The organism is Rhodococcus olei, from assembly GCF_039540555.1.
GTDB classification, from domain to species: Bacteria; Actinomycetota; Actinomycetes; order Mycobacteriales; family Mycobacteriaceae; genus Rhodococcus_G; species Rhodococcus_G olei.
Genome location: NZ_BAABFB010000043.1, coordinates 1 through 21,929 on the forward strand (window position 1 = coordinate 1; position 21,929 = coordinate 21,929).

The 21,929-nt window shown below is 72.2% G+C and carries 22 protein-coding genes, 1 tRNA gene and 1 other RNA gene; 9 read left to right on the top strand and 15 right to left on the bottom strand.

Features of this window, described 5'->3' with window-relative positions; genetic code table 11:
- From ABD951_RS12880 to ABD951_RS12890, 3 genes are all read left to right on the top strand, one after another.
- Positions 1–254, top strand: a 254-nt coding sequence (locus ABD951_RS12880) for a molybdopterin-binding protein (protein ID WP_345345344.1), incomplete at its 5' end; no start/stop codon positions are given.
- Complete coding sequence (locus ABD951_RS12885) at positions 247–660, top strand: molybdenum cofactor biosynthesis protein MoaE (protein ID WP_345345346.1); 414 nt, start codon at positions 247–249, stop codon at positions 658–660. The genes ABD951_RS12880 and ABD951_RS12885, both read left to right, overlap by 8 nt.
- A gap of 244 nt (positions 661–904) precedes the next feature.
- Positions 905–2,488 (top strand): DEAD/DEAH box helicase, encoded by a 1,584-nt coding sequence (locus tag ABD951_RS12890; protein ID WP_345345347.1) that lies wholly within the window; start codon positions 905–907, stop codon positions 2,486–2,488.
- A 3-nt stretch (positions 2,489–2,491) separates the two neighbouring features.
- On the opposite strand, the gene ABD951_RS12895 is transcribed toward ABD951_RS12890, so the two are convergent.
- The 3 genes from ABD951_RS12895 to ABD951_RS12905 form a co-directional block, all read right to left on the bottom strand.
- Positions 2,492–3,541, bottom strand: a complete 1,050-nt coding sequence (locus ABD951_RS12895; protein ID WP_345345349.1) for a CobW family GTP-binding protein — start codon at positions 3,539–3,541, stop codon at positions 2,492–2,494.
- Between the two features lie 145 nt (positions 3,542–3,686).
- A complete protein-coding gene (locus ABD951_RS12900) occupies positions 3,687–4,865 on the bottom strand; it encodes an N-acetylmuramoyl-L-alanine amidase (RefSeq protein WP_345345351.1) in 1,179 nt (392 codons plus the stop codon).
- Between the two features lie 167 nt (positions 4,866–5,032).
- Entirely contained in the window at positions 5,033–5,914 is an 882-nt protein-coding gene (locus tag ABD951_RS12905) for a LysR family transcriptional regulator (RefSeq protein ID WP_345345353.1), read from the bottom strand.
- Between the two features lie 78 nt (positions 5,915–5,992).
- Here ABD951_RS12905 and ABD951_RS12910 point away from each other — a divergent pair, with 78 nt between their 5' ends.
- The gene (locus tag ABD951_RS12910) at positions 5,993–7,564 is read left to right on the top strand and encodes an EamA family transporter (RefSeq protein ID WP_345345355.1); all 1,572 of its coding nucleotides are present in this window, start codon (positions 5,993–5,995) and stop codon (positions 7,562–7,564) included.
- A gap of 130 nt (positions 7,565–7,694) precedes the next feature.
- Here the strand turns inward: ABD951_RS12910 and ABD951_RS12915 are convergent.
- The 3 genes from ABD951_RS12915 to ABD951_RS12925 form a co-directional block, all read right to left on the bottom strand.
- A tRNA-Ala gene (locus ABD951_RS12915) sits at positions 7,695–7,767 on the bottom strand.
- A gap of 218 nt (positions 7,768–7,985) precedes the next feature.
- The gene (locus tag ABD951_RS12920) at positions 7,986–8,732 is read right to left on the bottom strand and encodes a DsbA family protein (RefSeq protein ID WP_345345357.1); all 747 of its coding nucleotides are present in this window, start codon (positions 8,730–8,732) and stop codon (positions 7,986–7,988) included.
- Positions 8,733–8,775: 43 nt separating this feature from the next.
- A complete protein-coding gene (locus ABD951_RS12925) occupies positions 8,776–9,264 on the bottom strand; it encodes a MauE/DoxX family redox-associated membrane protein (RefSeq protein WP_345345359.1) in 489 nt (162 codons plus the stop codon).
- A 56-nt stretch (positions 9,265–9,320) separates the two neighbouring features.
- Between ABD951_RS12925 and ABD951_RS12930 the strand changes: the two genes are divergently transcribed.
- Entirely contained in the window at positions 9,321–10,100 is a 780-nt protein-coding gene (locus ABD951_RS12930; protein ID WP_425569838.1) for a VIT1/CCC1 transporter family protein, read from the top strand.
- On the opposite strand, the gene ABD951_RS12935 is transcribed toward ABD951_RS12930, so the two are convergent.
- Genes ABD951_RS12935 through ABD951_RS12965 form a run of 7 tightly spaced genes read right to left on the bottom strand, consistent with a single transcriptional unit; the run spans position 10,017 to position 15,309 of the window.
- Positions 10,017–11,282, bottom strand: a complete 1,266-nt coding sequence (locus ABD951_RS12935; protein ID WP_345345361.1) for an MFS transporter — start codon at positions 11,280–11,282, stop codon at positions 10,017–10,019. The genes ABD951_RS12930 and ABD951_RS12935 overlap by 84 nt on opposite strands.
- Before the next feature lie 21 nt (positions 11,283–11,303).
- Positions 11,304–12,947, bottom strand: a complete 1,644-nt coding sequence (pgm, locus tag ABD951_RS12940; RefSeq protein WP_345345363.1) for a phosphoglucomutase (alpha-D-glucose-1,6-bisphosphate-dependent) — start codon at positions 12,945–12,947, stop codon at positions 11,304–11,306.
- Between the two features lie 54 nt (positions 12,948–13,001).
- Positions 13,002–13,478: a hypothetical protein gene (locus ABD951_RS12945; RefSeq protein WP_345345365.1), complete on the bottom strand. Its 477-nt coding sequence runs from the start codon at positions 13,476–13,478 to the stop codon at positions 13,002–13,004.
- Positions 13,475–13,843 carry a fluoride efflux transporter CrcB gene (gene crcB / locus ABD951_RS12950; protein WP_345345367.1) on the bottom strand — a complete coding sequence of 123 codons (369 nt, stop codon included), beginning with the start codon at positions 13,841–13,843 and terminating at the stop codon, positions 13,475–13,477. Before crcB (ABD951_RS12950) ends, ABD951_RS12945 begins: the two co-directional genes overlap by 4 nt.
- Positions 13,840–14,202, bottom strand: a complete 363-nt coding sequence (locus tag ABD951_RS12955; protein WP_345345369.1) for a DUF190 domain-containing protein — start codon at positions 14,200–14,202, stop codon at positions 13,840–13,842. The genes crcB (ABD951_RS12950) and ABD951_RS12955 overlap by 4 nt, the downstream gene beginning before the upstream one ends.
- A complete protein-coding gene (gene crcB, locus ABD951_RS12960) occupies positions 14,195–14,614 on the bottom strand; it encodes a fluoride efflux transporter CrcB (protein WP_345345371.1) in 420 nt (139 codons plus the stop codon). The genes ABD951_RS12955 and crcB (ABD951_RS12960) overlap by 8 nt, the downstream gene beginning before the upstream one ends.
- Positions 14,614–15,309 (bottom strand): LON peptidase substrate-binding domain-containing protein, encoded by a 696-nt coding sequence (locus ABD951_RS12965; RefSeq protein ID WP_425569839.1) that lies wholly within the window; start codon positions 15,307–15,309, stop codon positions 14,614–14,616. The genes crcB (ABD951_RS12960) and ABD951_RS12965 overlap by 1 nt, the downstream gene beginning before the upstream one ends.
- Before the next feature lie 72 nt (positions 15,310–15,381).
- Between ABD951_RS12965 and ABD951_RS12970 the strand changes: the two genes are divergently transcribed.
- Complete coding sequence (locus tag ABD951_RS12970) at positions 15,382–18,633, top strand: arabinosyltransferase domain-containing protein (protein ID WP_425569840.1); 3,252 nt, start codon at positions 15,382–15,384, stop codon at positions 18,631–18,633.
- Positions 18,634–18,732: 99 nt separating this feature from the next.
- A complete protein-coding gene (locus ABD951_RS12975; protein WP_345345373.1) occupies positions 18,733–19,920 on the top strand; it encodes a lipase family protein in 1,188 nt (395 codons plus the stop codon).
- Positions 19,921–19,927: 7 nt separating this feature from the next.
- Here the strand turns inward: ABD951_RS12975 and ABD951_RS12980 are convergent, their stop codons facing one another.
- Positions 19,928–20,260: a hypothetical protein gene (locus tag ABD951_RS12980; RefSeq protein WP_345345375.1), complete on the bottom strand. Its 333-nt coding sequence runs from the start codon at positions 20,258–20,260 to the stop codon at positions 19,928–19,930.
- 55 nt (positions 20,261–20,315) lie between these two features.
- On the opposite strand from ABD951_RS12980, the gene ABD951_RS12985 reads away from it, so the two are divergent.
- The gene (locus ABD951_RS12985) at positions 20,316–20,480 is read left to right on the top strand and encodes a hypothetical protein (protein WP_345345377.1); all 165 of its coding nucleotides are present in this window, start codon (positions 20,316–20,318) and stop codon (positions 20,478–20,480) included.
- 63 nt (positions 20,481–20,543) lie between these two features.
- On the opposite strand, the gene ssrA is transcribed toward ABD951_RS12985, so the two are convergent.
- Positions 20,544–20,914: a transfer-messenger RNA gene (ssrA, locus tag ABD951_RS12990) on the bottom strand.
- A 188-nt stretch (positions 20,915–21,102) separates the two neighbouring features.
- On the opposite strand from ssrA, the gene ABD951_RS12995 reads away from it, so the two are divergent.
- Positions 21,103–21,897 carry a hypothetical protein gene (locus ABD951_RS12995; RefSeq protein ID WP_345345379.1) on the top strand — a complete coding sequence of 265 codons (795 nt, stop codon included), beginning with the start codon at positions 21,103–21,105 and terminating at the stop codon, positions 21,895–21,897.
- Positions 21,898–21,929 lie beyond the last annotated feature (32 nt).

Here is a 21,929-nt window from a genome sequence, read left to right on the forward strand (position 1 = left end):
ACCGGACCCCGGAGGCGACCGCCGCCGTCCTGGACCGCGAGCTGCCGGGTGTCGCGGAGGCCATGCGCCGCAAGGGAACCGAGAAGACCGTCCATGCGTCCCTGAGCCGCGGGCTGGTGGGCCTGGCCGGCCGGACCGTGGTGGTGAACCTGCCCGGGTCGCCGGGCGGGGTCCGAGACGGAATGGCGGTGCTGGAGCCGATTCTCGACCACCTGCTCGCGCAGGTGTCAGGTGGAGGGATGCACGATGCGTGACCTGCTGGCCGCGATCTCCGACCAGCCGCTGGATCCGGCCGCGGTGGACGCCGCCGTCGCCGGACCCGAACACGGCGCGGTGGTGGTGTTCACCGGAGTCGTCCGCAATCACGATGGCGGACAATCTGTTTCGGCGCTCGAGTACCAGGCCCATCCCGACGCCGAGAAGTTCCTCCGGCGCTGCTGCGAGCAGGTGTCGACGGAGTCGGGGCTGCTCGTCGCGGCGGTGCACCGCGTCGGACCGTTGACGGTGGGCGACCTCGCCCTCGTCGCCGCGGTCGCGGCCCCGCACCGCGCCGAGGCGTTCGCCGCCTGCGCGCTGCTCGTCGAACGCATCAAGGCCGAGGTCCCGATCTGGAAGCGGCAGCACTTCGACGGCGGCGTCACCGAGTGGGTGGGCCTGTAGCGCGAGTGTGACCCAGGCAACGGCTGAGCGACCGAGCGGTCGGCTATGCTGGGTGCCACTTGGTGCGAGCCTCATGGCACCAGCCGTCGTGGAACCGTTTTCACGTGCCCAGCACGAACTCTTCTTACGGCGATCGATTTTGCCCACCGGCAATCTCGCCACACTTGTGCTGACGAAGGCGCGTGGACCTGCGGGTTCGTGTGCTGCCGGGCGCAACCCGATGCCCGAAAGGCACTCGACGACAATGACCGCTTCCTTCGCCGAACTCGGCGTGCCCGCTCCCCTCGTGACGGCGCTCGCCAACGGCGGAATCACCGCCCCCTTCCCGATCCAGGTCGACACGCTGCCCGACACCCTCGCCGGGCGTGACGTCCTCGGCCGAGGCAAGACCGGCAGCGGCAAGACCCTCGCGTTCTCGATCCCGATGGTCGCGCGCCTGTCCGGCGACCTTGCCGGCCCCCGCCGGCCCGGCAAGCCCCGCGGCCTGGTGCTCGCCCCGACCCGTGAGCTCGCCACCCAGATCACCGCGACGCTGCAGCCGCTCGCCGATGCCGCCGGGCTGCGGGTCACCACGATCTTCGGCGGTGTCAACCAGAACCGCCAGGTCAAGGCCCTCGACGCCGGCGTCGACATCGTCGTCGCCTGCCCCGGCCGACTCGAAGACCTGATGAAGCAGGGCCTCGTCTCCCTGGGCTCCGTCGTGGTCACGGTCCTCGACGAGGCCGACCACATGGCCGACCTCGGCTTCCTGCCGGGCGTCACACGGATCCTGAAGGCCACCCCGGACACCGGGCAGCGGCTGCTGTTCTCCGCGACCCTCGACAACGGCGTCGACGTCCTCGTCAAGAAGTTCCTGCACAACCAGGTGCTGCACTCGGTGGACGAGGCCAACTCCCCGGTCGCCGCGATGACCCACCACGTCTTCGACGTCGCCGGGGCCGCGGACAAGAAGGATCTCGTGCACAAGCTCGCGTCCGGCACGGGCCGCCGAATCCTGTTCATGCGCACCAAGCATCAGGCCCGCAAGCTCGCCAAGCAGCTCACCGAGGCGGGCATCCCGTCGGTGGACCTGCACGGCAACCTCTCCCAGAACGCCCGGGACCGGAACCTGGCCGCGTTCTCCTCGGGTGAGGCGCGGGTGCTCGTCGCCACCGACGTCGCCGCGCGCGGTGTGCACGTGGACGAGGTCGAACTCGTCGTCCACGTCGACCCGCCCGCCGAACACAAGGCGTACCTGCACCGTTCGGGCCGCACCGCCCGCGCCGGCAGCGCCGGCGACGTCGTCACCGTGGTGCTGCCCGATCAGCGCAAGGACCTCGCCGTGCTGATGCGCAAGGCGAAGATCAACGTCACTCCCCAGCAGGTGACGGCCGACTCCCCCGCGGTGACCGAACTCGTCGGCGAGATCGCACCGCACGTCATCCCGGCACCGAAGCCGGCCACCCAGCCCGCCGGTCAGGGCGGCGGACGCCGTGGTGGCGGTGGTGGCCAGCGCGCTGGCGACGGACAGCGGTCGGGCGGGCGGCGCCGCGGTGGGTCCGCTGCGGCCGGCCGCACCTCGACCGAGGGCGGCACGGCCGGCCAGGGCGGCCGCGCCGGCGGTGCCGGTCAGGGCGCACGTGGACGCGGTCGGGGCGCGGTGGCCGGAAGTCGCGGCGGCGCACAGGCTTCCGGCGTCGGCCGGACGACCGGCGGTGGCCGCGGGCGCGGGCACGGTTCGGCCGGACCGACGACGGTCTACAGCAGCGAGACACCGGGATCCGGTGCCGGCGAGTCGACGCGCACGGGCGCCGGCAACCAGCGTCGGCGACGCGCCACCCGCCCCTAGGGGTCAGACCTCCACGACGTAGCGGTGCACGCCGGTCATGGCCTCTGCACCGCTGCGGACCGGGCCGGCGACGCACTCGGCGAGGCGGCGCTCGATGCCGTCGACGTCGATGCCCGAGCCGATCAGCACCAGTTCGGTGCCGCGGCCCGCACCCCGGCCCCACGGCGCCACGTCGAACCGGATTTGCCGCCCCACCGTCTGCAGCAGATACCGCTGCATGTGTCCCGGAACCCCGAAGTACACAAAACCTTTCACGCGATACAGCCCTGCCGGCGGTTCCTCGAGGAACCGCACCAGCGACCGCGGATCCATCGGTTCGGCGCTCGTGAACGTCACGCTCCGGTACTGCTCGTGCAGGTGCCGATGACCGCAGTGCCCGTCGCCGCAGTCGTGGCCCTGTTCTCGTTCGACGAGGAGTTCGTCGAGGGTCAGCTGGCGGGGGCCGTCCTCGACCCGCACCACCTCGTCGAACAGCAGTCGCGGATCGATCCGGCCGTGCGTCGTCTCCAGCACCGGCGAGCGGTCGTTCAGTGCCGCGACCCGGTCGCGCACCGCCGCCGCATCGTCCACGGCGAGCAGGTCGATCTTGTTGAGCACCACCAGGTCCGCCATCCGCACGTGCAGATCCAGCTCCGGGTGACGGACCCGGTTGCTCTCGAACTCGGCGGCGTCGACGAGCACCACGAGGCCGCCGTGGCCGACCCGCGGGTTCTCGCTGCCGAGGATCAACCGCACCAGGGTGCGGGGCTCGGCGAGCCCGCTGGCCTCGACGACGATCACGTCGATGCCGGACCTCGGCTGTGTCAACCGGTCCAGCATCGCGTCCATCTCGCTGACGTCGACCGCACAGCACAGGCAGCCGTTGCTCAGCGACACCGTCGAGTCCACCTGACCGGCGACCATCATCGAGTCGATGTTGACGGAGCCGAAGTCGTTGACGATCACACCGATTCGCACGCCGTGGTTGTCCCGGAGCAGGTGATTGAGCAGGCTCGTCTTGCCCGAGCCGAGGAAGCCGGCCACCAGCACCACCGGAATCCGCCGCCGCACCACCACACCTCCGCCGTCGATCGGTGGTCCATCGTAGTGCGGCCGGTCCCGGCGCTCGCATCCGCACACCCGGACTCGGGCGAACGCGAGGGCCGGACACCACCGTCGGTGTCCGGCCCTCGTCGTGGTTGGCCCGTGTCGGAACCCGTCAGCCGAGCGCCTTCAGCAAGGCGCCGAGCAGGTCGGCGAAGATGCCGAGGTTCCCGGCCGTCGCGAAGTCCTTCAGCCCGTCCAGGCCGTACCCGGACAGCAGGGTCTGCAGCGCGGACAGCCCCTCCGACAGCAGCGTCGCCACCGACGCCGGGGGCGCCTTCTCGGTCGTCGTGGTCGTGCTGGTCGTGCTGGTCGTGGTCGGCGCCGCCCCGGTGGAGTCCGCGGACTTCGCTTCGGGCGCCGCGGCGCTCGTCGGTGCCGCGGCCGTCGTCGTGGTGGTGGCGGCCGCTGCCGTCGTCGTGGCGGTGGCGGCCGCTGCCGTCGTCGTGGCGGTGGCGGCCGCTGCCGTCGTCGTGGTGGCGGCCGCGGCGGGCGTTCCGGTCTCCCCCATCAGGTAGTCGACCGCGCCGACGATGATCGCGACCGCGTGCTTGAGCCGGCCGTCCTGGCTGTCGAGGACCGCGGCGTCCTCGGGGTTGGATCCGTTGCCCATCTCGACGAACGCGAGCGGGACGGTGGTCAGTGCCGGCCCGGCGATGTCGCTGCGCGTCTGGATGCCGTCGACGACACCCGCGTAGTTCGCCGGGGTGAAGCCGCCCTTGACGTAGGCGTCCCGGATCGCGCGCGAGGCCGCCAGCCCCGGTCCCGACTGGACCGCGTCCACCTTCGGGTCCGGGATCGGCAATGTCGGCACGATCAGGTGGAATCCGCGCTTGGCCGTGTCCTCGCCGGTGGCCGTCGAGTCGGCGTGGATGCTCACGGCCAGGTCCGCACCCGACGCGCCGGCGGCGCGGGCCCGCTCGTCCACGCACCCGCCCCAGCCGGTGTCGTCCTGCCGGCTCAGTTCCACGGTGGCGCCGAGCTTCTCGAGGCCGGCCTTGACCAGCTGGGAGACGTCCCAGGTGATCGTGTGCTCGGGGGTGCCGCCGAGGGAGGTCATGCCGGTGGTCTGGCAGTCCTTGGTGCCCCCGCGACCGTCGGGGACCTGGCGGGACAGGTCTTCGTTGTGACCGGTCCCCTGGTGTCCGGGGTCGAGGAAGATCGTCTTGCCGGCCAGCGGCGTCGACACGGCCTCCGGCGCGGCGACCTCCGGCGCGGCGAGCGCGGTTCCCGGCAGCAACGCGGCGGTCAGGGCGGTCGCGGCGAGCCCGGCGAACAGGGAGACTTTCGGCATGGGTGATTGGACGCCGGTGGCGCCGCTCTCCTTCCGGGCAGGTGCAACGTCGGTCACACGGGTCACATTCGCCACACAGTGAACCAGAGCCGACCGGCCCGCCGGCACAACCCTCAACCAATAGTTGAGATTTTGTTACCGAGCGTCGCACCACGAACAGGGCACGGTCAACGTGGCGGCGTCGGCGATGGCAGCCTCTCGACGAGCGCCCGCGCGGCGGGCGCGGGGTTGAAGTCGCTCCAGGCCAGGTACTCGATGCGAGTCGGGCCACCGGACACCGGGATGGTGCGCAGGTCCGGGTCGGCGGGGACGACGGCCGGGGCCAGGAAGGCGATCACCAGGTTGTGCCGGATCAGGCCGAGGATGAGGTCGATGCTCATGGCCTCGAAGGCGACTTCGCGGTGAATGCCCGCCGCCTGGAACGCGAGGTCGGAGGGGGCACGGCCGGGGGTGCCTGCCGGAAAGTCGACGAACGTCTCGCCGGCCAGGTCCGGCAGCCGCAGTCGGCGGCGCCCGGCCAGTCGATGCTCGGCGGAGACGACCGCGACGAGGCGTTCGCGCGCCAGCTCCCGGGTCGCGACTCCGGTGGGCGGCGAGGAATCGGGGAGGCCGAGCACCGCGACGTCGATGCTGCCCTCCGCGATGCCGGCGACGAACTCGTCGCTGCCTCCGCCGCGGAGCCGGATCCGCACGGCGGGATGATCGCGATGAAACCCGGCGAGCACGGCGGGGATGTCGATCGCGGTGACGGTGGGGATCACGCCGACGGTCAGGGTGCCGCGGATCCGCCCGGTCGCGGCGGCCGCATCGGCGACGGCACGCTCCGCCGCCTCCAGGCTCGCACGGGCGGCGTGGAGGAACGCATCGCCCGCAGCGGTCGGCTCGACGCGGCGGCTGGTGCGAGCGAACAGTGTGACGCCGAGCTCCCGCTCGAGCGCCTTGATCTGGTGACTGAGGGCGGATTGCACGACGAAGCACCGTTCGGCGGCGCGGGTGAAGCTGCGCTCCTCGGCGACCGCGACGACGTACCTCATCTGTTGGAGCTCCATGAATACATGATCGCTGTTCATCCTTGAAATGAAAAACATGCGTTGGACTCATCGACCTGTGCGGCCGACGATGGACCGGTGACCACGACCACGACTCCCGCACCCCTCACCACCACGGCGGCCCGCACCGGATGGACCGCGCTGACGGCGATCGCCCCGGCCGTGTGGGGCACGACCTACATCGTGACCACCCACCTGCTGCCGGCGGGACACCCGCTCTTCGCGGCCCTGATGCGGTCGCTGCCCGCGGGCCTGATCGCCCTGCTGCTGTCGCGCCGCCTGCCGCACGGCTCGTGGTGGTGGAAGAGCGCGGTGCTGGGCGTGCTGAACATGGGGGCGTTCTTCCCGCTGCTGTTCCTGGCCGCACAGCACCTGCCGGGCGGGGTCGCCGCCACGCTGGGCGCCGCTCAGCCGATCGTCGTCGCCTTCCTGGCCGTCGCGATCCTCCACGAACGCCTCTCGACCTGGCGGATCGCCTGGGGCGTCGTCGGTGTCCTCGGCGTCGCGCTGGTCGTGCTCGGCCCCGGGGCCGCCCTCGACCCGATCGGCCTTCTCGCCGGGCTGGCCGGGGCCGTGTCGATGGGCACCGGCGTCGTCCTCACGAAACGATGGGGGCGCCCCGACGACGTCGGCGCGCTGGGCCTGGCCGGATGGCAGCTCACCGCGGCCGGACTCGTCCTCCTGGCCCCCGCACTGCTCGTCGACGGCATCCCGCCCGGGATCGACGGCCCGGCCGTGGCCGGGTACCTGTGGCTCGGCCTCGTCGGGGCCCTGCTCAGCTACACGATCTGGTTTGCAGGCATCCGCCGCCTTCCGGTGACCGCGACCGCCCTGCTCGGGCTGCTCTCCCCGCTGGTCGCCGCGATCCTCGGCGCCACCCTCGCCGGCGAAGCCCTCACGCTCGTCCAACTCGCCGGCTTCGCGGTCGCTCTGACCGCGATGGTCGCCGGCCAGTTCACCCCACGACACGCCCCCGTCAACGAAGAAGGGACCCACCCCGTCATGAAGATCGCCGTCTTCGGCGCCACCGGCATGGCCGGCAGCGCGATCGTCACCGAAGCCCTCACCCGCGGACACGTCGTCACCGCGCTCTCCCGTCGCCCCGACGTCGAGGTCGACAGGGACCGGCTCGCGGTGCAGGCACTCGACGTCGCCGACCCGGACACGCTGGACCCGGTGCTGGCCGAGGTCGACACCGCCGTGCTCAGCATCCGCCTCGCCCCCGGCGACGAGCAGCGGCTCGCGCCGCTGACCCACGGATTCCTCGACGCCGCCGCCCGATCCGGCACCCGCGTCCTGGTGGTCGGCGGCTCGGCGCCGCTGCGCTCCCCGGACGACCCGGACCGCCTCGTCATCGACGACCCGAACCGCGTCCCCGACGGATGGAGGGCCGTCGCCCAGGCGAGTCTCGACCAGTTCCGCGTCTGCCAGGACCACCCCTACGGGGAATGGACCTACGTCAGCCCACCGGCGGTCCTGGAACCCGGGGCCCGCGCCGGCCGCTACCGGCGCGGCGTCACGACACTCCTGACCGACGACTCCGGAGACTCGCGCATCACCGCCGGCGACCTCGCGATCGCCGTGGTCGACGAGCTCGAATCCCCCGGCGACGACCGGCACTTCACGGTCGCCCGCGACCACACCGCCTGACGCCCCCCGCACACGACACTGCCCCGCGATCCGGCGGGGCAGTGTCGTTCTTCCCGGCGCACTCTCGGCCCACCGGAACTCCGCAACAACGAAGACCGGGTCGGACGAATGTCCGACCCGGTCTTCTCGGTGGAGCTAAGGGGACTCGAACCCCTGACCCCCACACTGCCAGTGTGGTGCGCTACCAGCTGCGCCATAGCCCCGTGTTCAGTTCTCGAACCCGCTCTCGCGGCCCCGGCGGGAGCGTCTCGGCCGTTTCGGGCCGTTCCGCTCTCGCCTGGAAAAAGTTACACCACCACCGGTCGGCGCAACAAATCGGCTGGTCACAGCGATTTCAATGGCGAAAGCCGAAGCGCCGGAACCCGCACACCCTCACAGGAGAGTGGCCGGTTCCGGCGCCGGTGGACTCGGTCCGCGGGTGTCAGTTCAGCGTGGACACCCAGTTCGGATCGCCGAGCGCGTCGATCACGGTGCCGTCCTTGATCACCGCGGGCGTGCCCGCCGCACCGGTCGCGGCGAGGGCCTGGCGACCGGTCTGCGCGGCCGCCGCCGCCCGATCGACATTCGCACCGTCGGCGATGCAGGTCACGGTCTTGTCGTCGGCGCCGGCGTCCTTCGCCATCTGCGCGAGGTCGGCGTTGCTGTGATCCGACTTGCCGTTCTCCGCCGGCTGGTTCTCCGGCGCGAACAGCGCGGTGTGGAACGCGGAGTACACGATCGCGTTGCCGCTGTCCGCGACGCACAGCAGCGCGCCGGCCGCCCGGGTCGAGTAGTCACCGCTCGCCGAGAGCCGGTTGAGGAAGTCGAGCGTGTGGTAGCGCACCGCGAGCGCACCCTCGTCGATCTTCTGCGCGACCTCCTGCCCGTTGGTGTGCTCGAGCTGGCCGCAGTACGGGCACATCGGGTCCTCGAACAGGTCGATCGTGGTGCGGGCGTCGGGGGTCCCGACCCGGACCACTCCGGCCGCGTCGGTGGTGACCTGCACCGCGGCGTTCGACACCCCGCCGTACCCCCCGTTGCGAGGCTTGCTGCGGTTGCTGCTCCACAGGACGCCCGCGATCACGATCACGGCGATCACGACGACCGCCAGCCCGCCGAGAATGTACGTCGATCGGCTCGACGTCGCCTGGGGTGCGGCCTTGACGGGCTTGACCTTCTTCGTGCTCACGGGTGCGGTCCTCCGGTCCGGTTGGTCCTGTTCGAATTCGGCATCACTCTGCCATTTCTTGCTGTGCGGGAACTGAGAGGGCGCTGCGCGACCCCGGACCGAGCGCACCCGGGCTGCGTGGGTGGACGATCAGCCACACCGCCAGCACGAGGAAGCCGACGTCGCGGGCGATTTCCCGCGCGTAGTCCCAGCCGTCCACGTCGGCGGTGCCGCCGCCGCCGAAGCATCCGCAGTCGATCGACAGTCCCCGGGCCCACACCGAGACGATCACCGCGATCAGGACCAGCAGCATTGCCGCCGACGCGACCGCGGTCCACCGCACCGCGAGCCCGATCAGCAGCAGCAGGCCCAGCGCGATCTCGAACATCGGCATCGTCGCGGCGACCGGCCGCACCAGGCCCTCCGGGAGCAGCTGGTAGGCACGGACCGCGACGACCGTCTGCGTCGGGTCGGCGAACTTGATGCCGCCGGAGACGAGCCACACAGCCGCGAGTCCCAGGCGAGCGAGCAGGCTGACGAGGGGTTTCCACACGCCTCTCACCTTATCGACGAGCGGCGTACCCACAGGGCCGCGCGTACATTCAGGCCATGGACGATGCGTCGGTTCCCCACCCGGGCACGTCACCGCGGCCGGGTTCGCCACAGCCGGGTCTGCCCCACGGCGCGCTGCCGCACGAGTTCGACCACACGCACGCGGACGTCTCGGGGGGCTGGCTGCGCGCGGCGGCGTTCGGTGCGATGGACGGCCTGGTCACCAACACCTCGCTGCTGGCCGGTGTCGGCGGCGCCGGTCTCGGCGCGCACGAGATCGTGATGAGCGGGATCGCGGGTCTGGCGGCCGGCGCGTTCTCGATGGCGCTCGGCGAGTTCGCGTCGGTCTCGACCGCGAACCATCAGATCGACGCGGAGGTGAAGGTCGAGACGCGGGCACAGGCCCGGCATCCGGTGTCCGAGCAGACGGAACTGGTCGGCACCTTCGTCGAGATGGGGATGAGCGAGGAGACGGCCCGGGTCGCGGCCGCCGAGGTGCACCGGGATCCGAAACAGGCGGTGACGCTGCACCTGACGCACGAACTGGGTGTCGACCCGACCGAGAAGCCGTCACCGCTGGTGGCGGGCGCGTCGTCGTTCGTGATGTTCGCGATCGGCGCGATCGTCCCACTGATCCCGTACCTGCTCGGGTTCTCGTCGTTGGTGGCGGGACTGGCCGTCGGCTGCGTGGGTCTGATGGTGGTCGGCGCGGTCACCGCGCACCTGACGTCGCGGCCGCTGGTGCGCGGTGCGCTACGGCAGCTGATGTTCGGTCTCGTCGCGGTCGGCGCGACGTACCTCGTCGGGCTCGCGGTCGGGGTCGGCGTCACGGGTTGACCCGGCGGCGAGCAGCCACGCGATCAGCGCAGGCACGGTCAGCGCCCCGGTCACCGCGAACGCGGCGGAGTACGAGAACCGCTCGGCGAGCAGGCCTGCGACCAGTGGCCCGACCACCGACCCGACGTCGGAGGCCATCTGGAACGCGGCGAGGACCGGTCCGCCGCGCGCCTTCGACCCGACGACGTCGGCGACGGCGGCCTGCTGGGCCGGATTCATCAGACCGGACCCGATGCCCGCGACCGCGGACACGGCCAGCATCGCCCACAGCGTCGGGCTGAACCCGATCGCCACCGTGCACACCCCGGTGATCACCAGTCCCGCGAGCACGAACGGGCGCCGGCCGTGGACGTCGGACAGCCGGCCGGCCTGGATCTGGACGAGCGCGTTGCCGACCGCGAACACGGTCAGCGCGATCCCGGCGTAGCGGTCGCTCGCGTGCAGCGCCTGCACGACGAACAGCGGCACCAGCGCGATCCGGACCCCGAACACCGCCCAGCCGTTCGCGAAGTTCGACAGCAGCGCGGCCCGGTAGACCGGCGAACGCAGGGCGGCGCGGAAGGTCATCGTCACGGCCTCGGCCTGGCGTTCCGGTGCGGCCAGCGGGGAATCCTTGAGCCGGAAGTACACGACCGCGGCGGCGACCAGCAGCGCGACCGCGTAGATCACGAACGGCACCCGCAACCCGAACCCGACGAGCGCCGCCCCGACCAGGGGGCCGCCGATCGAACCGAACAGGAACGCGGTCGCGTACAGGCCGGCGACGCGGCCGCGCAGCTGCGGCGGGCTGATCCGGATCAGCAGACCGAGCGCGGAGACCGTGAACATCGTCGAGCCGATGCCGCCGATGCCGCGAAAGACCAACAGCTGCCAGTAGTTCGACGCGAACGCGACCGCGCCGGTGGAGCCGGCGACGATCAGCAGCCCGGTCAGGTAGGTGGGGCGCTCCCCGATCCGCTGCACGAGGGATCCGCTGACCGGCGCGAACAGCAGTCGCATCAACGCGAACGAGGAGATGACGACCGTGGCGGCGAACGCGCCGACCCCGAAACTGACCGCGAACTGCGGCAGCGCGGGCGCGACGATGCCGAAGCCGAGGGCGATGACGAAGCTGGCGCTGACGAGGACCCAGATCTCGCTGGGAAGTCGGGTGGTCCGGGGGGCGGATGCGGGTGCAGTCATGACCGCCCCCAGGCTAGTCAGTCAGTCGACGACCCCCAGCGCCCGGGACACCAGCTCCCGTGCGGCGTCCTGCACCCGCGCGAGATGGTCGGGCCCCCGGAACGATTCGGCGTAGATCTTGTACTTGTCCTCGGTCCCCGACGGCCGGGCCGCGAACCACGCGTCGGCCGTGCACACCTTCAGTCCGCCGAGCGGTGCGCCGTTGCCGGGCGCGGCGGTCAGGATGGCGGTGATCGGTTCCCCCGCGAGTTCGGTCGCGGTCACCGCGTCCGGCGACAGTGCGGCCAGCGCCGCCTTCTGCGCCCGGTCGGCGGGCGCGTCGACACGCGCGTACACGGGGTCTCCGTGACGAACGGTCAGCTCGCGGTACCGCTGCGACGGGGAACGGCCGGTGACGGCGAGGACCTCGGACGCGAGCAGCGCCATCACGATGCCGTCCTTGTCGGTGGTCCAGACGCGGCCGTCGCGACGCAGGAGCGACGCACCGGCGCTCTCCTCGCCGCCGAACCCCAGCTCCCCCGACAGCAGACCTGGCACGAACCACTTGAACCCGACCGGCACCTCGACCAGCTCCCGTCCGAGGCCGGCGACGACGCGGTCGATCATCGACGAGCTGACCAGTGTCTTGCCGACCTTCGTCCCGGCACCCCACTCGGGGCGGTGCGTGAACAGGTGGTCGATTGCGACCGCGAGGTAGTGGTTCGGGTTCATCAGGCCGGCGTCCGGGGTGACGATGCCGTGCCGGTCGGCGTCCGCGTCGTTTCCGGTGGCGACGTCGAACCGGTCGCGGGCACCGATCAGCGAGGCCATCGCGTCCGGGGACGAGCAGTCCATCCGGATCTTCCCGTCCGTGTCCAGGGTCATGAATCGCCACGTCGCGTCCACGACCGGGTTGACGACGGTCAGGTCGAGGCGGTGCCGCTCGGCGATCGCACCCCAGTAGTCGACGGCGGCCCCGCCCATCGGGTCGGCGCCGATCCGGATCCCGGCACCGCGGATCGCGTCCACGTCGACGACGTGCGGCAGGTCGTCGACGTAGCTGCCGAGGAAGTCGAACGGCCGCGCGACCGTCGCGAGCGCGGTCGCGAGCGGCGCTCGCCGCACCCCCGCGAGGCCGGCCGCGAGCAGCTCGTTGGCGCGATCCTCGATGACCGACGTCGCGTCGGAGCCGGCCGGGCCGCCGCTCGGCGGGTTGTACTTGAACCCGCCGTCCCGCGGCGGGTTGTGCGACGGCGTGACGACGATGCCGTCGGCGAATCCCGACGTGAGCTGCTCGTTGTGCCGGAGGATCGCGTGGCTCACCGCCGGCGTCGGCGTGTAGCGGCCGGCCGCGTCGATCAGCACGTCGACGCCGTTGCCGCCGAGCACCTCGAGTGCGCTGGTCCACGCCGGCTCCGACAGCGCGTGGGTGTCGCGGCCGAGGTACAGCGGGCCGGTGTACCCGCGGCTCGCCCGGTACTCGACGATCGCCTGCGTCGTCGCCAGGATGTGGGCCTCGTTGAACGCGCCGTCGAGGCTCGATCCGCGGTGCCCGGACGTGCCGAACGCGACCCGCTCGTCGGGGTTCCCGGGGTCCGGGGTGCGGGTGTAGTAGGCCGTCACCAGGTGCGCGAGATCCTCGAGGTCCTCGGTGCGGGCGGGGGTTCCAGCTCGTTCGTGCGCCACGACTCTCCTTCTTCGAGGCGCTGCCGTGCATCGACAGGCCGCCCGGTCATTCGATCACGAGACCGGCGCGCGCGTCGCGGCGGCGACCGGCGTTCCGGCCCACCGCGTCACCAGCCGCGCGGTGACCACGGGCAGCACGGCGAGGGTCGCGAACACGGCGACCCCGCACACCGCGACGCCGAGGAGCCGAACCGTCCCCGTCCCGCCCAGATCGCCGACCTCCTCACCGGCCACCCCGACCGCGGGCACGCACAGGAACAGGGCACCGGCGGTGAGCAGCACCCGCGACACCAGCCGGGAGCCGGCCGCCGCCGCCAGCGCGCCGGGCACCATCGCGGCCGCGTACAGCGCGAGGATCCCGGCGGTCCCACCCGACGAGAAGCCCTGGGTCCCTCCCCCCACGACCGTCGTCAGGCTCATCAACGTGCGTGCGAGCACCCCGACGACCGCGCCGGCGACGACGGCCGCGGCCACCCCGGCGGCGAGTCTCCGCAGCGTCGGGTGTCGCACCCGGTCCGGTCCCCCGGTCACGCCGTCACCGCGTGCACGACCGCGAACCCGAGGGCGGCCGCGGCGAGCCCGGCCACGACCGTGACCACCACGTTGCCGACGGCGAACAGCCGCGCGCGGTCCTCGAACAGGCGGACCGTCTCGTACCCGAACGTGCTGAACGTGGTCAGGGCCCCGCAGAAGCCGGTCCCGACCAGCGTCCACAGCGCCGAGTCGTGGGCCGTCGCGGCGCCGGCCAGCGCACCGAGGATCAGCGAGCCGATGATGTTGACGCTCAGCGTTCCCCACGGGAACACGCTGTCGTGACGGGACTGCACCGTCCGGTCGAGGAGGAAGCGCGCGGGGGCACCGACGGCCCCGCCGAGCAGGACCAGCAGCACCGTCACGCCTGGTCGCCGCTCACGTGGAGCCGCTCGACCTCGTCGAGCGTCACGGTCGCCTGGGTGAGCAGTTCCGCGATCGCGTCCACGAAACCGCGGACCCGCTCGGGTTCGTCGACGAGAACGACCAGCACCGGCAACCCGTCGGCGAGGTCGAGCAGTCGGGCGGTGTGGATGTGGGACGAGGCGCCGTAGCCCTCGACCCCGCGCCACACGCTCGCGCCGGCGAGGCCGGCGTCCCGGGCACGCCGCACGATCTCCTGGAACTTCGGCCGGTGGTGCCACATGTCGTCGAGTCCGAGGATGATCGACAGCCGCAGTTCGGGCCGAGACACCACCGAGTGGGGGCGCTGCTCGTCAACCATGTCCCATTCCCTTCCCGACCCGGGCCGCGGCGACCGCACGGGTGACGAACAGTCCGGCCAGCACCGCGGCGAGCGAGGCCACGACGGTGCCGACGAGGTAGCCGGCCGCGAGCGCGGCGTGGCCGTCGGCGTAGAGCCCGCGGACCTCCACGGCGTACGTGGAGAACGTGGTGAAGCCACCGAGGACCCCGACCCCGAGGAACGGCCGCAGCAGCCGGTGGGCGGTCCACACCTCGGTGATCAGCACCATCAGGATCCCGATCAGGAAGCAGCCGGTCACGTTCTCGATCGCCGTCGCCCAGGGCACCTGCCCAGTGTGCACCGGGATCGCCTGCGACAGTCCGTATCGGGCGAGCGAACCGATGGCGCCGCCGACGGCGACGACCGCGACCAGGGCTCCGTCGCCCCGCATCACGTTTCCCTCGCGGCGTCGTCCCGGTCCGCACCGCCCGGGTCCGCGAGGCGGAATCGCAGTGCCGCGACGACGTCGGCGAGCGCGTCGGCGAGGGCGGGCACCCGCTCCGCGGGCCCCGGCGCCGAGAGCACCCGGAGCCGGTCGATCGCGCCGAGCGGCAGCGCCGCCGCCAACGCGAATGCGCGCGCGCCTGCGTCTCCGGGCAACGACTCCCAGTCCGGGAAGCGGGGCGGCGGCATCCCGCGGGTCCGCGCGAACGCCGCGGCGAGGTCGGTGAGCTCACCGACCCGATCGGTGAGTGTCGCGACGTCCGCGGCGTCCGGGTGCGAGTACTCGTCCGGCCACGGCCGCACCCGCGCCCGCGGGTAGGGGTCGTCGGGCAGCCAGTCGTCCACGCGGAGGCGCGCCTCGCCGACGCAGCCGAGGAGCACCCGGCCGCCGGCCACCGGCCGGCCGGACACGATCCGGGCGACGGTGCCGACGTCGGTGCGCTCGTCGCCGCCGCCGACCTCGTGTCCGCGTGCGATCAGCACGACCCCGAAGCGCATCCGGTCCGGTGTCGCGGTGCAGTGGTCGACCATCGTCAGGTAGCGCGGTTCGAACACCTGCAACGGCAGCGTCTCCCCCGGCAGCAGCGCGGTGCCCAACGGAAACATCGGCAGCACCGGCGCGCGGTCCTCGTCCCAGCCCACCGACACAGGCTAGCAACCCTCCCACCTGCGGGTCTGCAATGAGATCAGGACCGGTCGTTACCCTTTCGAGTCGTGACCGACACCAGAACGATCGCCGATCCGCCGCTGCCCCCACCCGGGGAGAGCCGTCCGCAGGCACCGCGCGCGGGCGTCGCCGGACCGCGCCTGGTGGCCGCGATCAGCGCCGCGATCGGCATCCTGCTGGCGATCACGATCCCGTTCCTGCCGGTCCGGCAGACCGAGGCGAGCGTGTCGTGGCCGCAGAACGGCACCACCGCCGGCGTGACCGCACCGCTGGTGTCCTACGCACCGACCGCGCTCGACATCGCGATTCCGTGCACGGCCGTCGACCGGCTCGCCGGGACCGGCGGCGTCCTGGTGTCGACGGCACCGATCGGCGCCCCCGACACCGAGCGGTACGGCCTGGTCGCGAAGGTCGTCACCGACTCCGACCCGCACCGCGTCGACGTCGTCGCCCGCGACCGGGTGCTGCTGTCCGCGCCGCTGACCGACCTCGGTCCGGGCTGCACAATCGTCGTGCACTCCTCTCCGACCGGAACGAGCGCCACCGTCGGATCGGTCACCGGCGCCGTCGACGACGACCTGCGCCCGCAGGTGGTCGGGGTGTTCTCGCAGCTCACCGGCCCGCCGCCGGACGGGCTCGCGGTCACCGCGCAACTCGACACCCGCTTCACCACGTCGCCGACCCCGATCAAGATCGCGGCGATGCTGCTGACCGTGCTCGCGACCGCGGTGTCGCTGGTCGCGCTGCACCGCATCGACGCCGCCGACGGCCGCCGCACCCGCCGGTTCCTGCCTGCCCGGTGGTGGACCTTCACCCGGATCGACGCGCTGGTGGTCGGCACGCTCGCCGTCTGGCACGTGATCGGCGCGAACACCGCCGACGACGGCTACCAGCTGGGGATGGCCCGCGCCGCGGGTGAGGCCGGGTACATGGCCAACTACTTCCGCTGGTTCGGGGTCCCAGAAGCGCCGTTCGGCACCCCGTTCTACGACGTCCTCGCGTGGATGACGCACGTGTCCACCGCGAGCATCTGGATGCGCCTGCCAGCCCTGTGTGCGGGTCTGCTCGGCTGGTGGCTGATCAGCCGCGAGGTCGCGCCCCGACTGGGTGCCGCCGCCCGCGCGTCGCGGGGCCCGCTGTGGACGGGGGCCCTGGTGTTCCTGGCGTTCTGGCTGCCGTTCAACAACGGCCTGCGCCCCGAACCGATCGTCGCGGTCGGCGTGCTCGCGACGTGGTGCTCGGTCGAACGCGCGGTCGCGACCCGGCGGCTCCTGCCCGCCGCGGCCGCGGTCGTGATCGGCGCGATCACGGTCACCGCCGGACCGTCCGGGATCATCTGCTTCGCCGCGCTGATCGCCGGCGCCCGCCCGGTCGCGCGGATCGTCGCGGCCCGCGCCCGCACCGCCGGCTACGCCGCCACCCTGCTGCCGTTGGTCGCGTCGGGTCTCGCGGTGCTGACCTTCGCGTTCGCCGATCAGACCGCCGCTGCCGTGATCGAGATGCAGAAGGTGCACGCGATCGGCCCCGACGTGCCCTGGTACATGGAGTACCTCCGCTACCAGTACCTGCTGCAGATCACGGTCGACGGGTCGCTCTCGCGCCGGTTCGCGATGTTCACGATGTTCCTGTGCCTGGTCACGGTGATCGTGGCGATGCTGCGCCGCGGCGGTCAGATCCCCGGGACGTCGCAGGGACCGACCCGCCGGATCGTCGGCGTCACCCTCGGTGCGCTCGTGCTGATGATGTTCGCGCCCACCAAGTGGACGCACCACTTCGGCATCTACGCGGGCCTCGCGGCCGGCGTCGCGATCGTCGCCGCCGTCGCGGTCTCCCCGGCGGTGCTGCGCTCGCGCCGCAACCGGGCCCTGTTCGCGGCCGCTGTCGCGTTCGTCGTCACGATGTCGTTCGTCAGCACCAACGGCTGGTGGTACGTCTCCAGCTACGGCGTCCCGTGGTGGGACAAGCCGCCGTCCGTCGCCGGGTTCGGGTTCGCGACCGCGTTCCTCGCCCTCACCGTCCTGCTGCTGGCGGTCGCGGCCTGGTACCACGTGCATCCGACCGCGGACCGGCGCCGCGACGCCGGCCGGGGGTGGGCGATCCCGCCGCTGACCGTTGCGGCGGCCGCGCTGGTGCTGTTCGAGGTGCTCTCCCTCGCGAAGGGCGCGATCGCGCAGTATCCGGCGTACTCGGTCGCACGGTCCAACGTCGACGCCCTGACCGGCGACGGCTGCGGCCTCGCGAACGACGTCCTGCTCGAAACCGATCCGAACGCCTCGACGCTGCGCCCGCTGTCCGGGGACGTGGGCGGCGCGCTGGCCGCCGGTGGGGCGGTCGGGTTCACCCCGAACGGTGTCGCGAGCGACCTCACGCCCGACGACGAGGACCTCGCGGCAGGCACCGCGAACACCGTCGACCGCACCTCCGACGCCCAGTCGTCCGCGGGCGCGGGCACCGGCGGCGGGTTCGGCGGCCGCGGCGTCAACGGCTCCACGGTCGCGCTGCCGTTCGGCCTCGATCCGGCGACCACCCCGGTGCTCGGCTCCAACGGCGCGAGCGGCGCGGCGAACGCGACCACCGACTGGTACCGCCTGCCCGACACCGACGCCGCCGGATCCCGCGGCGACCTGATCTCGATCGCGGTCGCCGGGCGGGTCCACTCGGTCGACGCCGACGGCATCGACACCTACGGTCAGCGCCTCGACGTCGAGTACGGCGCCACCGAAGCCGACGGCACCGTCCGCCCGCTCGGGTCGACCACGCCGATCGACATCGGCCCGGCCCCGTCGTGGCGGAACCTGCGGGTGCCGATGGACCGGCTCCCGGCGGAGGCGGACGTCGTGCGCATCGTCGCGGCCGACACCGACATCTCCGGCGACCAGTGGCTGGCGTTCACGCCGCCGCGGGTGCCGCAGACGCAGACCCTGCAGGAGGTCGTCGGCACCCGGACTCCGGTGCTGCTGGACTGGGCGGTCGGCCTGAACTTCCCCTGCCAGGCGCAGATGCTGCACCGGAACGGGGTCGCGCAGGTGCCCGCGTACCGGATCCTGCCCGACCGGCACGGCGCGATCTCGACCAACCTGTGGCAGGACCACAACGGCGGCGGGCCGCTCGGCTGGACCGGGCTGCTGCTCGGCGCCCGCACGATCCCGTCGTACCTCGCGCACGACTGGGACCGGGACTGGGGCTCGATCGAGCAGTTCGTGCCGATCGACCGGGGCGCCGGCCCGGCCTCGATCGAGACGGACACCGCCGTCCGGTCCGGCTGGTGGACCCCGGGACCGATCATCACCGCCTACTGAGCGGCTCCCTCGGCCCGTGAGTGATTTTCACCGCAATAGTGGCGAACATCACTCACGGGCGGCGCGGCCGCTTACCCTGTAGAGCGGAAAGGGACTTCCATGCGCACCTTGCTCTGGCGGTCCGCCGCCGCCTTGTTCGCGACACTGACCCTCCTCCTGATCGCCGGTCCGCCCGCCGAGGGGCAGCCGACGACACCCGCCGCCGACCCAGACGCCTTCTACTGGCCGCCACCGGACCTCGCGGCCCACCCGAACGGCGCCGTGCTCCGCACCCGGCCGGTCGACGTGTCCCGCTACGGCAACGCCGACGGCTGGCAGATCCTGTTCCGCTCCACCAACTCCGCGGGAGCCCCGATCGCCGCCACGACGACGCTGATGGTGCCGCGCGGCGGCGTCGACCGGCCGCTGGTGTCGTACCAGGCGATCATCAACTCGCTGGGCACCCAGTGCGGACCGTCGCACACCCTGTTCACCGGACAGTTCCAGGAGGCGCCGGCCCTGGGTCCTATCCTGGCCCGCGGATGGGCGCTCGCCGTCCCGGACCATCTCGGCCCGACCAGCGCCTACGGTGCCGCACGCCTCGGAGGACAGATCGTCCTCGACGGCATCCGGGCGGCGAAGCAGCTGCCCGAGATGCGCCTCGTGCGCAGCCCGGTCGGTCTCGTCGGCTACTCCGGTGGCGGCATGGCGACGGGCTGGGCCGCGGCCCTGGCCCCGACCTACGCGCCGGACCTGCCGATCGTCGGGGTCGCGCAGGGCGGCGTACCGACGAACCTGAACGAGATGGCGACCGGGCTCGGCTTCGCCCCGCACCCGCTGTTCGGGTTGGCGTTCGCGGCGACGCTCGGGCTCGAGCGCGAGTACCCCTCACGGTTCGTGGTGGAGCCGTTCCTGACCCCCGCCGGCGCGGCGTTGCGCGACCAGATCGTCAACGCCTGCTCGCAGCAGATCATCGACGACGGCGCCGGTCACAGCACCGCCGAGGTGACCCGCGATGCCGGTGCTGTCCTGACCGCGCCGCTGCGCGCGGTCTTCGACGACAACAGCCTCGTCGCGTCCCCGCTCGCCCCGCGGGCGCCGGTGTTCGCATGGCACGGTGCGGGCGACCAGTTGGCGCCGCTGGACTCGACGACCACGACACTGCGCCGATGGTGCGCCTCCGGCACCCGGGTGCTGCTCAACGTCCTCCCCGGCGACCACGGCCCCGCCGCGATCGAGGGCATCCCGGGCGCGTTCGGCTACCTGGGCGACCGGTTCGCGGGAGTGCCGGCGCCCAGCAACTGCTGATCCCCGGTCAGGTCCCCGGCCAGGGCGGCAGCGGCGGTTTCACCCAGGTGATCTTCTCGTCGGCGTGCGACCGCAGCGCCCGCGGATCGCCGGGATGAGCGCGCGCCCAGTCGTCCTTCTCGTCGAGGAGTTCGGCGACGACGGTCCACGTCTCGCGGGTGCTCGGCGGGTTGGCGCCGGCGGCGCGGGCGAGTTTGCGGAGCCGGTCGTCGGGCATCGCCAGCAGCTCCGCACCGGTGATCGCGTGGTCCCACGCGAAGCGGGCCAGACCGAGCGCCTTCTCCCGACGCCTGCGGCCCGCCTGCTCGGTGTGCGCGAAGTCGAGGTCGCCGGAATCCACGACGCCCAGGGTAGCCGTGCGCGACGAAACGGCCGCGAGAGTGGACACTCGAACCATGCCCCAGTGGATCGTCATCGCCCTCGTCGCGTGGATCGCGGTCTCGATCGTCACGGCGTTGGTGCTCGGCGCGGCGATCCGCCTGCGCGACACCCACGAGTCACCGCGGGACGCGAACACGGAATCGGACTCCGCCGAGGCCACCCGGTCGGACGATCCGTGACGTCGAGCGGTCCACCGGGAAAAGCGAAGCCCCCCACCTGCGATCGTGCAGGTGGGGGGCTCTGTGTGGAGCTGCCGGGAATTGAACCCGGGTCCTACGCAGCTTCGCCTGGGCTTCTCCGTGTGCAGTTCGCTATGCCTCTACTTGGATCTCCCGGTCTCGCGAACAAGCCGTGATGACGATCCCAGTCACTGTTTGATGTCCCGTCCGACTCCGTGACCGAGCCGACCGGTGGAGCCCTCTAGCTGATGCCAGTACCCGACCCGAGGGCGAGATCGGACTGACAGACACGCTTCGCTACTTAGGCAGCGAGAGCGTAGTCGCGCTGATTGGAATCGGCGCTTAATTGGTTGCAGCGACGCTCACGGTGGTCTCTTGCCTGCACCGACACGCTTCCCCTGACTCAACGTACGCAGTCGAAACCGTTCAGCCCCGTACGTTCCCAGCACCCTGCTGGGACCACACACTGTAACGCCCCGCGGCGGAGAAATCATCCTCGTTTCCGCTCCGGCGTGTCGCGGGCACTATTTTGGACAAATGTCCAGCAGCGGTTTACCCTGCGGAACCAATTCGGCAGATGATTTCGCCCACACACCGCTTCCCGGGGAGACGTGCGACACCCATGAGACCCGCAGCCCGCATCGTGACCGCCCTCGCCGTCGCCCTGTCGCTCGGGCTCGGCACCGCCGCCGTCGCCACGGTGGCCGCGGGCGCCGCACCCGCCCCGGCACCGACCGGCCCCGGCGACGACCCGGTCTTCGGCCTGGCGAACGGGTGCTACGCGCTGCGGTCCGAGCAGACCGGGTCCTTCACCCGCCTCACCCCCGACGGGTACCGCGTCGACGCCGCCGGCCCGGCCGACGCCGAGGCGTTCCGGATGCACGCCGCGCAACTGGGCCGGTTCATGTTCTACGGGCGCGGCGGCGACCTGCTCGCCCACGACGACGCCCACGCGATCATCGCGACCCGCGACGCGACGCCGGCGACGGACTGGACCCTCACCCACACCGACGGCGGTTACAGCATCACCGCGACCGCGACCGGCAACCAGCTCACGGCCCACGACGGCCTGCTGTTCTCGACCGACCCCGGGGTCGACCCGGCCGGCGGACGGTTCACCCTGGTCCCGACCACCGGGTGCGCGGACTTCCCCGACTCCGAGGTGAACGCGACCGGCACCCCGCTGTCGGGCACCGGCCCGAACGGCGAGGTGCGCGGCTTCATCGACGCGCACGTGCACCTCGACGCCAACCTGTTCATCGGCGGCCAGGTGCACTGCGGCACCCCGTTCGACCCCCAGGGCATCACCGTCGCCCTGCGCGACTGCGCCGACCACGGCACCGACGGCTTCCCGGCCCTGCTCGAGAACATCCTGTCGCACGGGACGCCGGTCGCCGGGCACGACACCGTCGGCTAGCCGACGTTCAAGGACTGGCCGAACGCCGATTC

Coding starts and splice junctions, on each gene's coding strand:
- ABD951_RS12885 (WP_345345346.1), top strand. CDS start 247: ATGCGTGACCTGCTGGCCGCGATCTCCGACCAGCCGCTGGATCCGGCC.
- ABD951_RS12890 (WP_345345347.1), top strand. CDS start 905: ATGACCGCTTCCTTCGCCGAACTCGGCGTGCCCGCTCCCCTCGTGACG.
- ABD951_RS12900 (WP_345345351.1), bottom strand. CDS start 4,865: ATGCCGAAAGTCTCCCTGTTCGCCGGGCTCGCCGCGACCGCCCTGACC.
- ABD951_RS12905 (WP_345345353.1), bottom strand. CDS start 5,914: ATGGAGCTCCAACAGATGAGGTACGTCGTCGCGGTCGCCGAGGAGCGC.
- ABD951_RS12930 (WP_425569838.1), top strand. CDS start 9,321: ATGGACGATGCGTCGGTTCCCCACCCGGGCACGTCACCGCGGCCGGGT.
- ABD951_RS12935 (WP_345345361.1), bottom strand. CDS start 11,282: ATGACTGCACCCGCATCCGCCCCCCGGACCACCCGACTTCCCAGCGAG.
- ABD951_RS12955 (WP_345345369.1), bottom strand. CDS start 14,202: ATGGTTGACGAGCAGCGCCCCCACTCGGTGGTGTCTCGGCCCGAACTG.
- crcB (WP_345345371.1), bottom strand. CDS start 14,614: ATGCGGGGCGACGGAGCCCTGGTCGCGGTCGTCGCCGTCGGCGGCGCC.
- ABD951_RS12975 (WP_345345373.1), top strand. CDS start 18,733: ATGCGCACCTTGCTCTGGCGGTCCGCCGCCGCCTTGTTCGCGACACTG.
- ABD951_RS12985 (WP_345345377.1), top strand. CDS start 20,316: ATGCCCCAGTGGATCGTCATCGCCCTCGTCGCGTGGATCGCGGTCTCG.
- ABD951_RS12995 (WP_345345379.1), top strand. CDS start 21,103: ATGAGACCCGCAGCCCGCATCGTGACCGCCCTCGCCGTCGCCCTGTCG.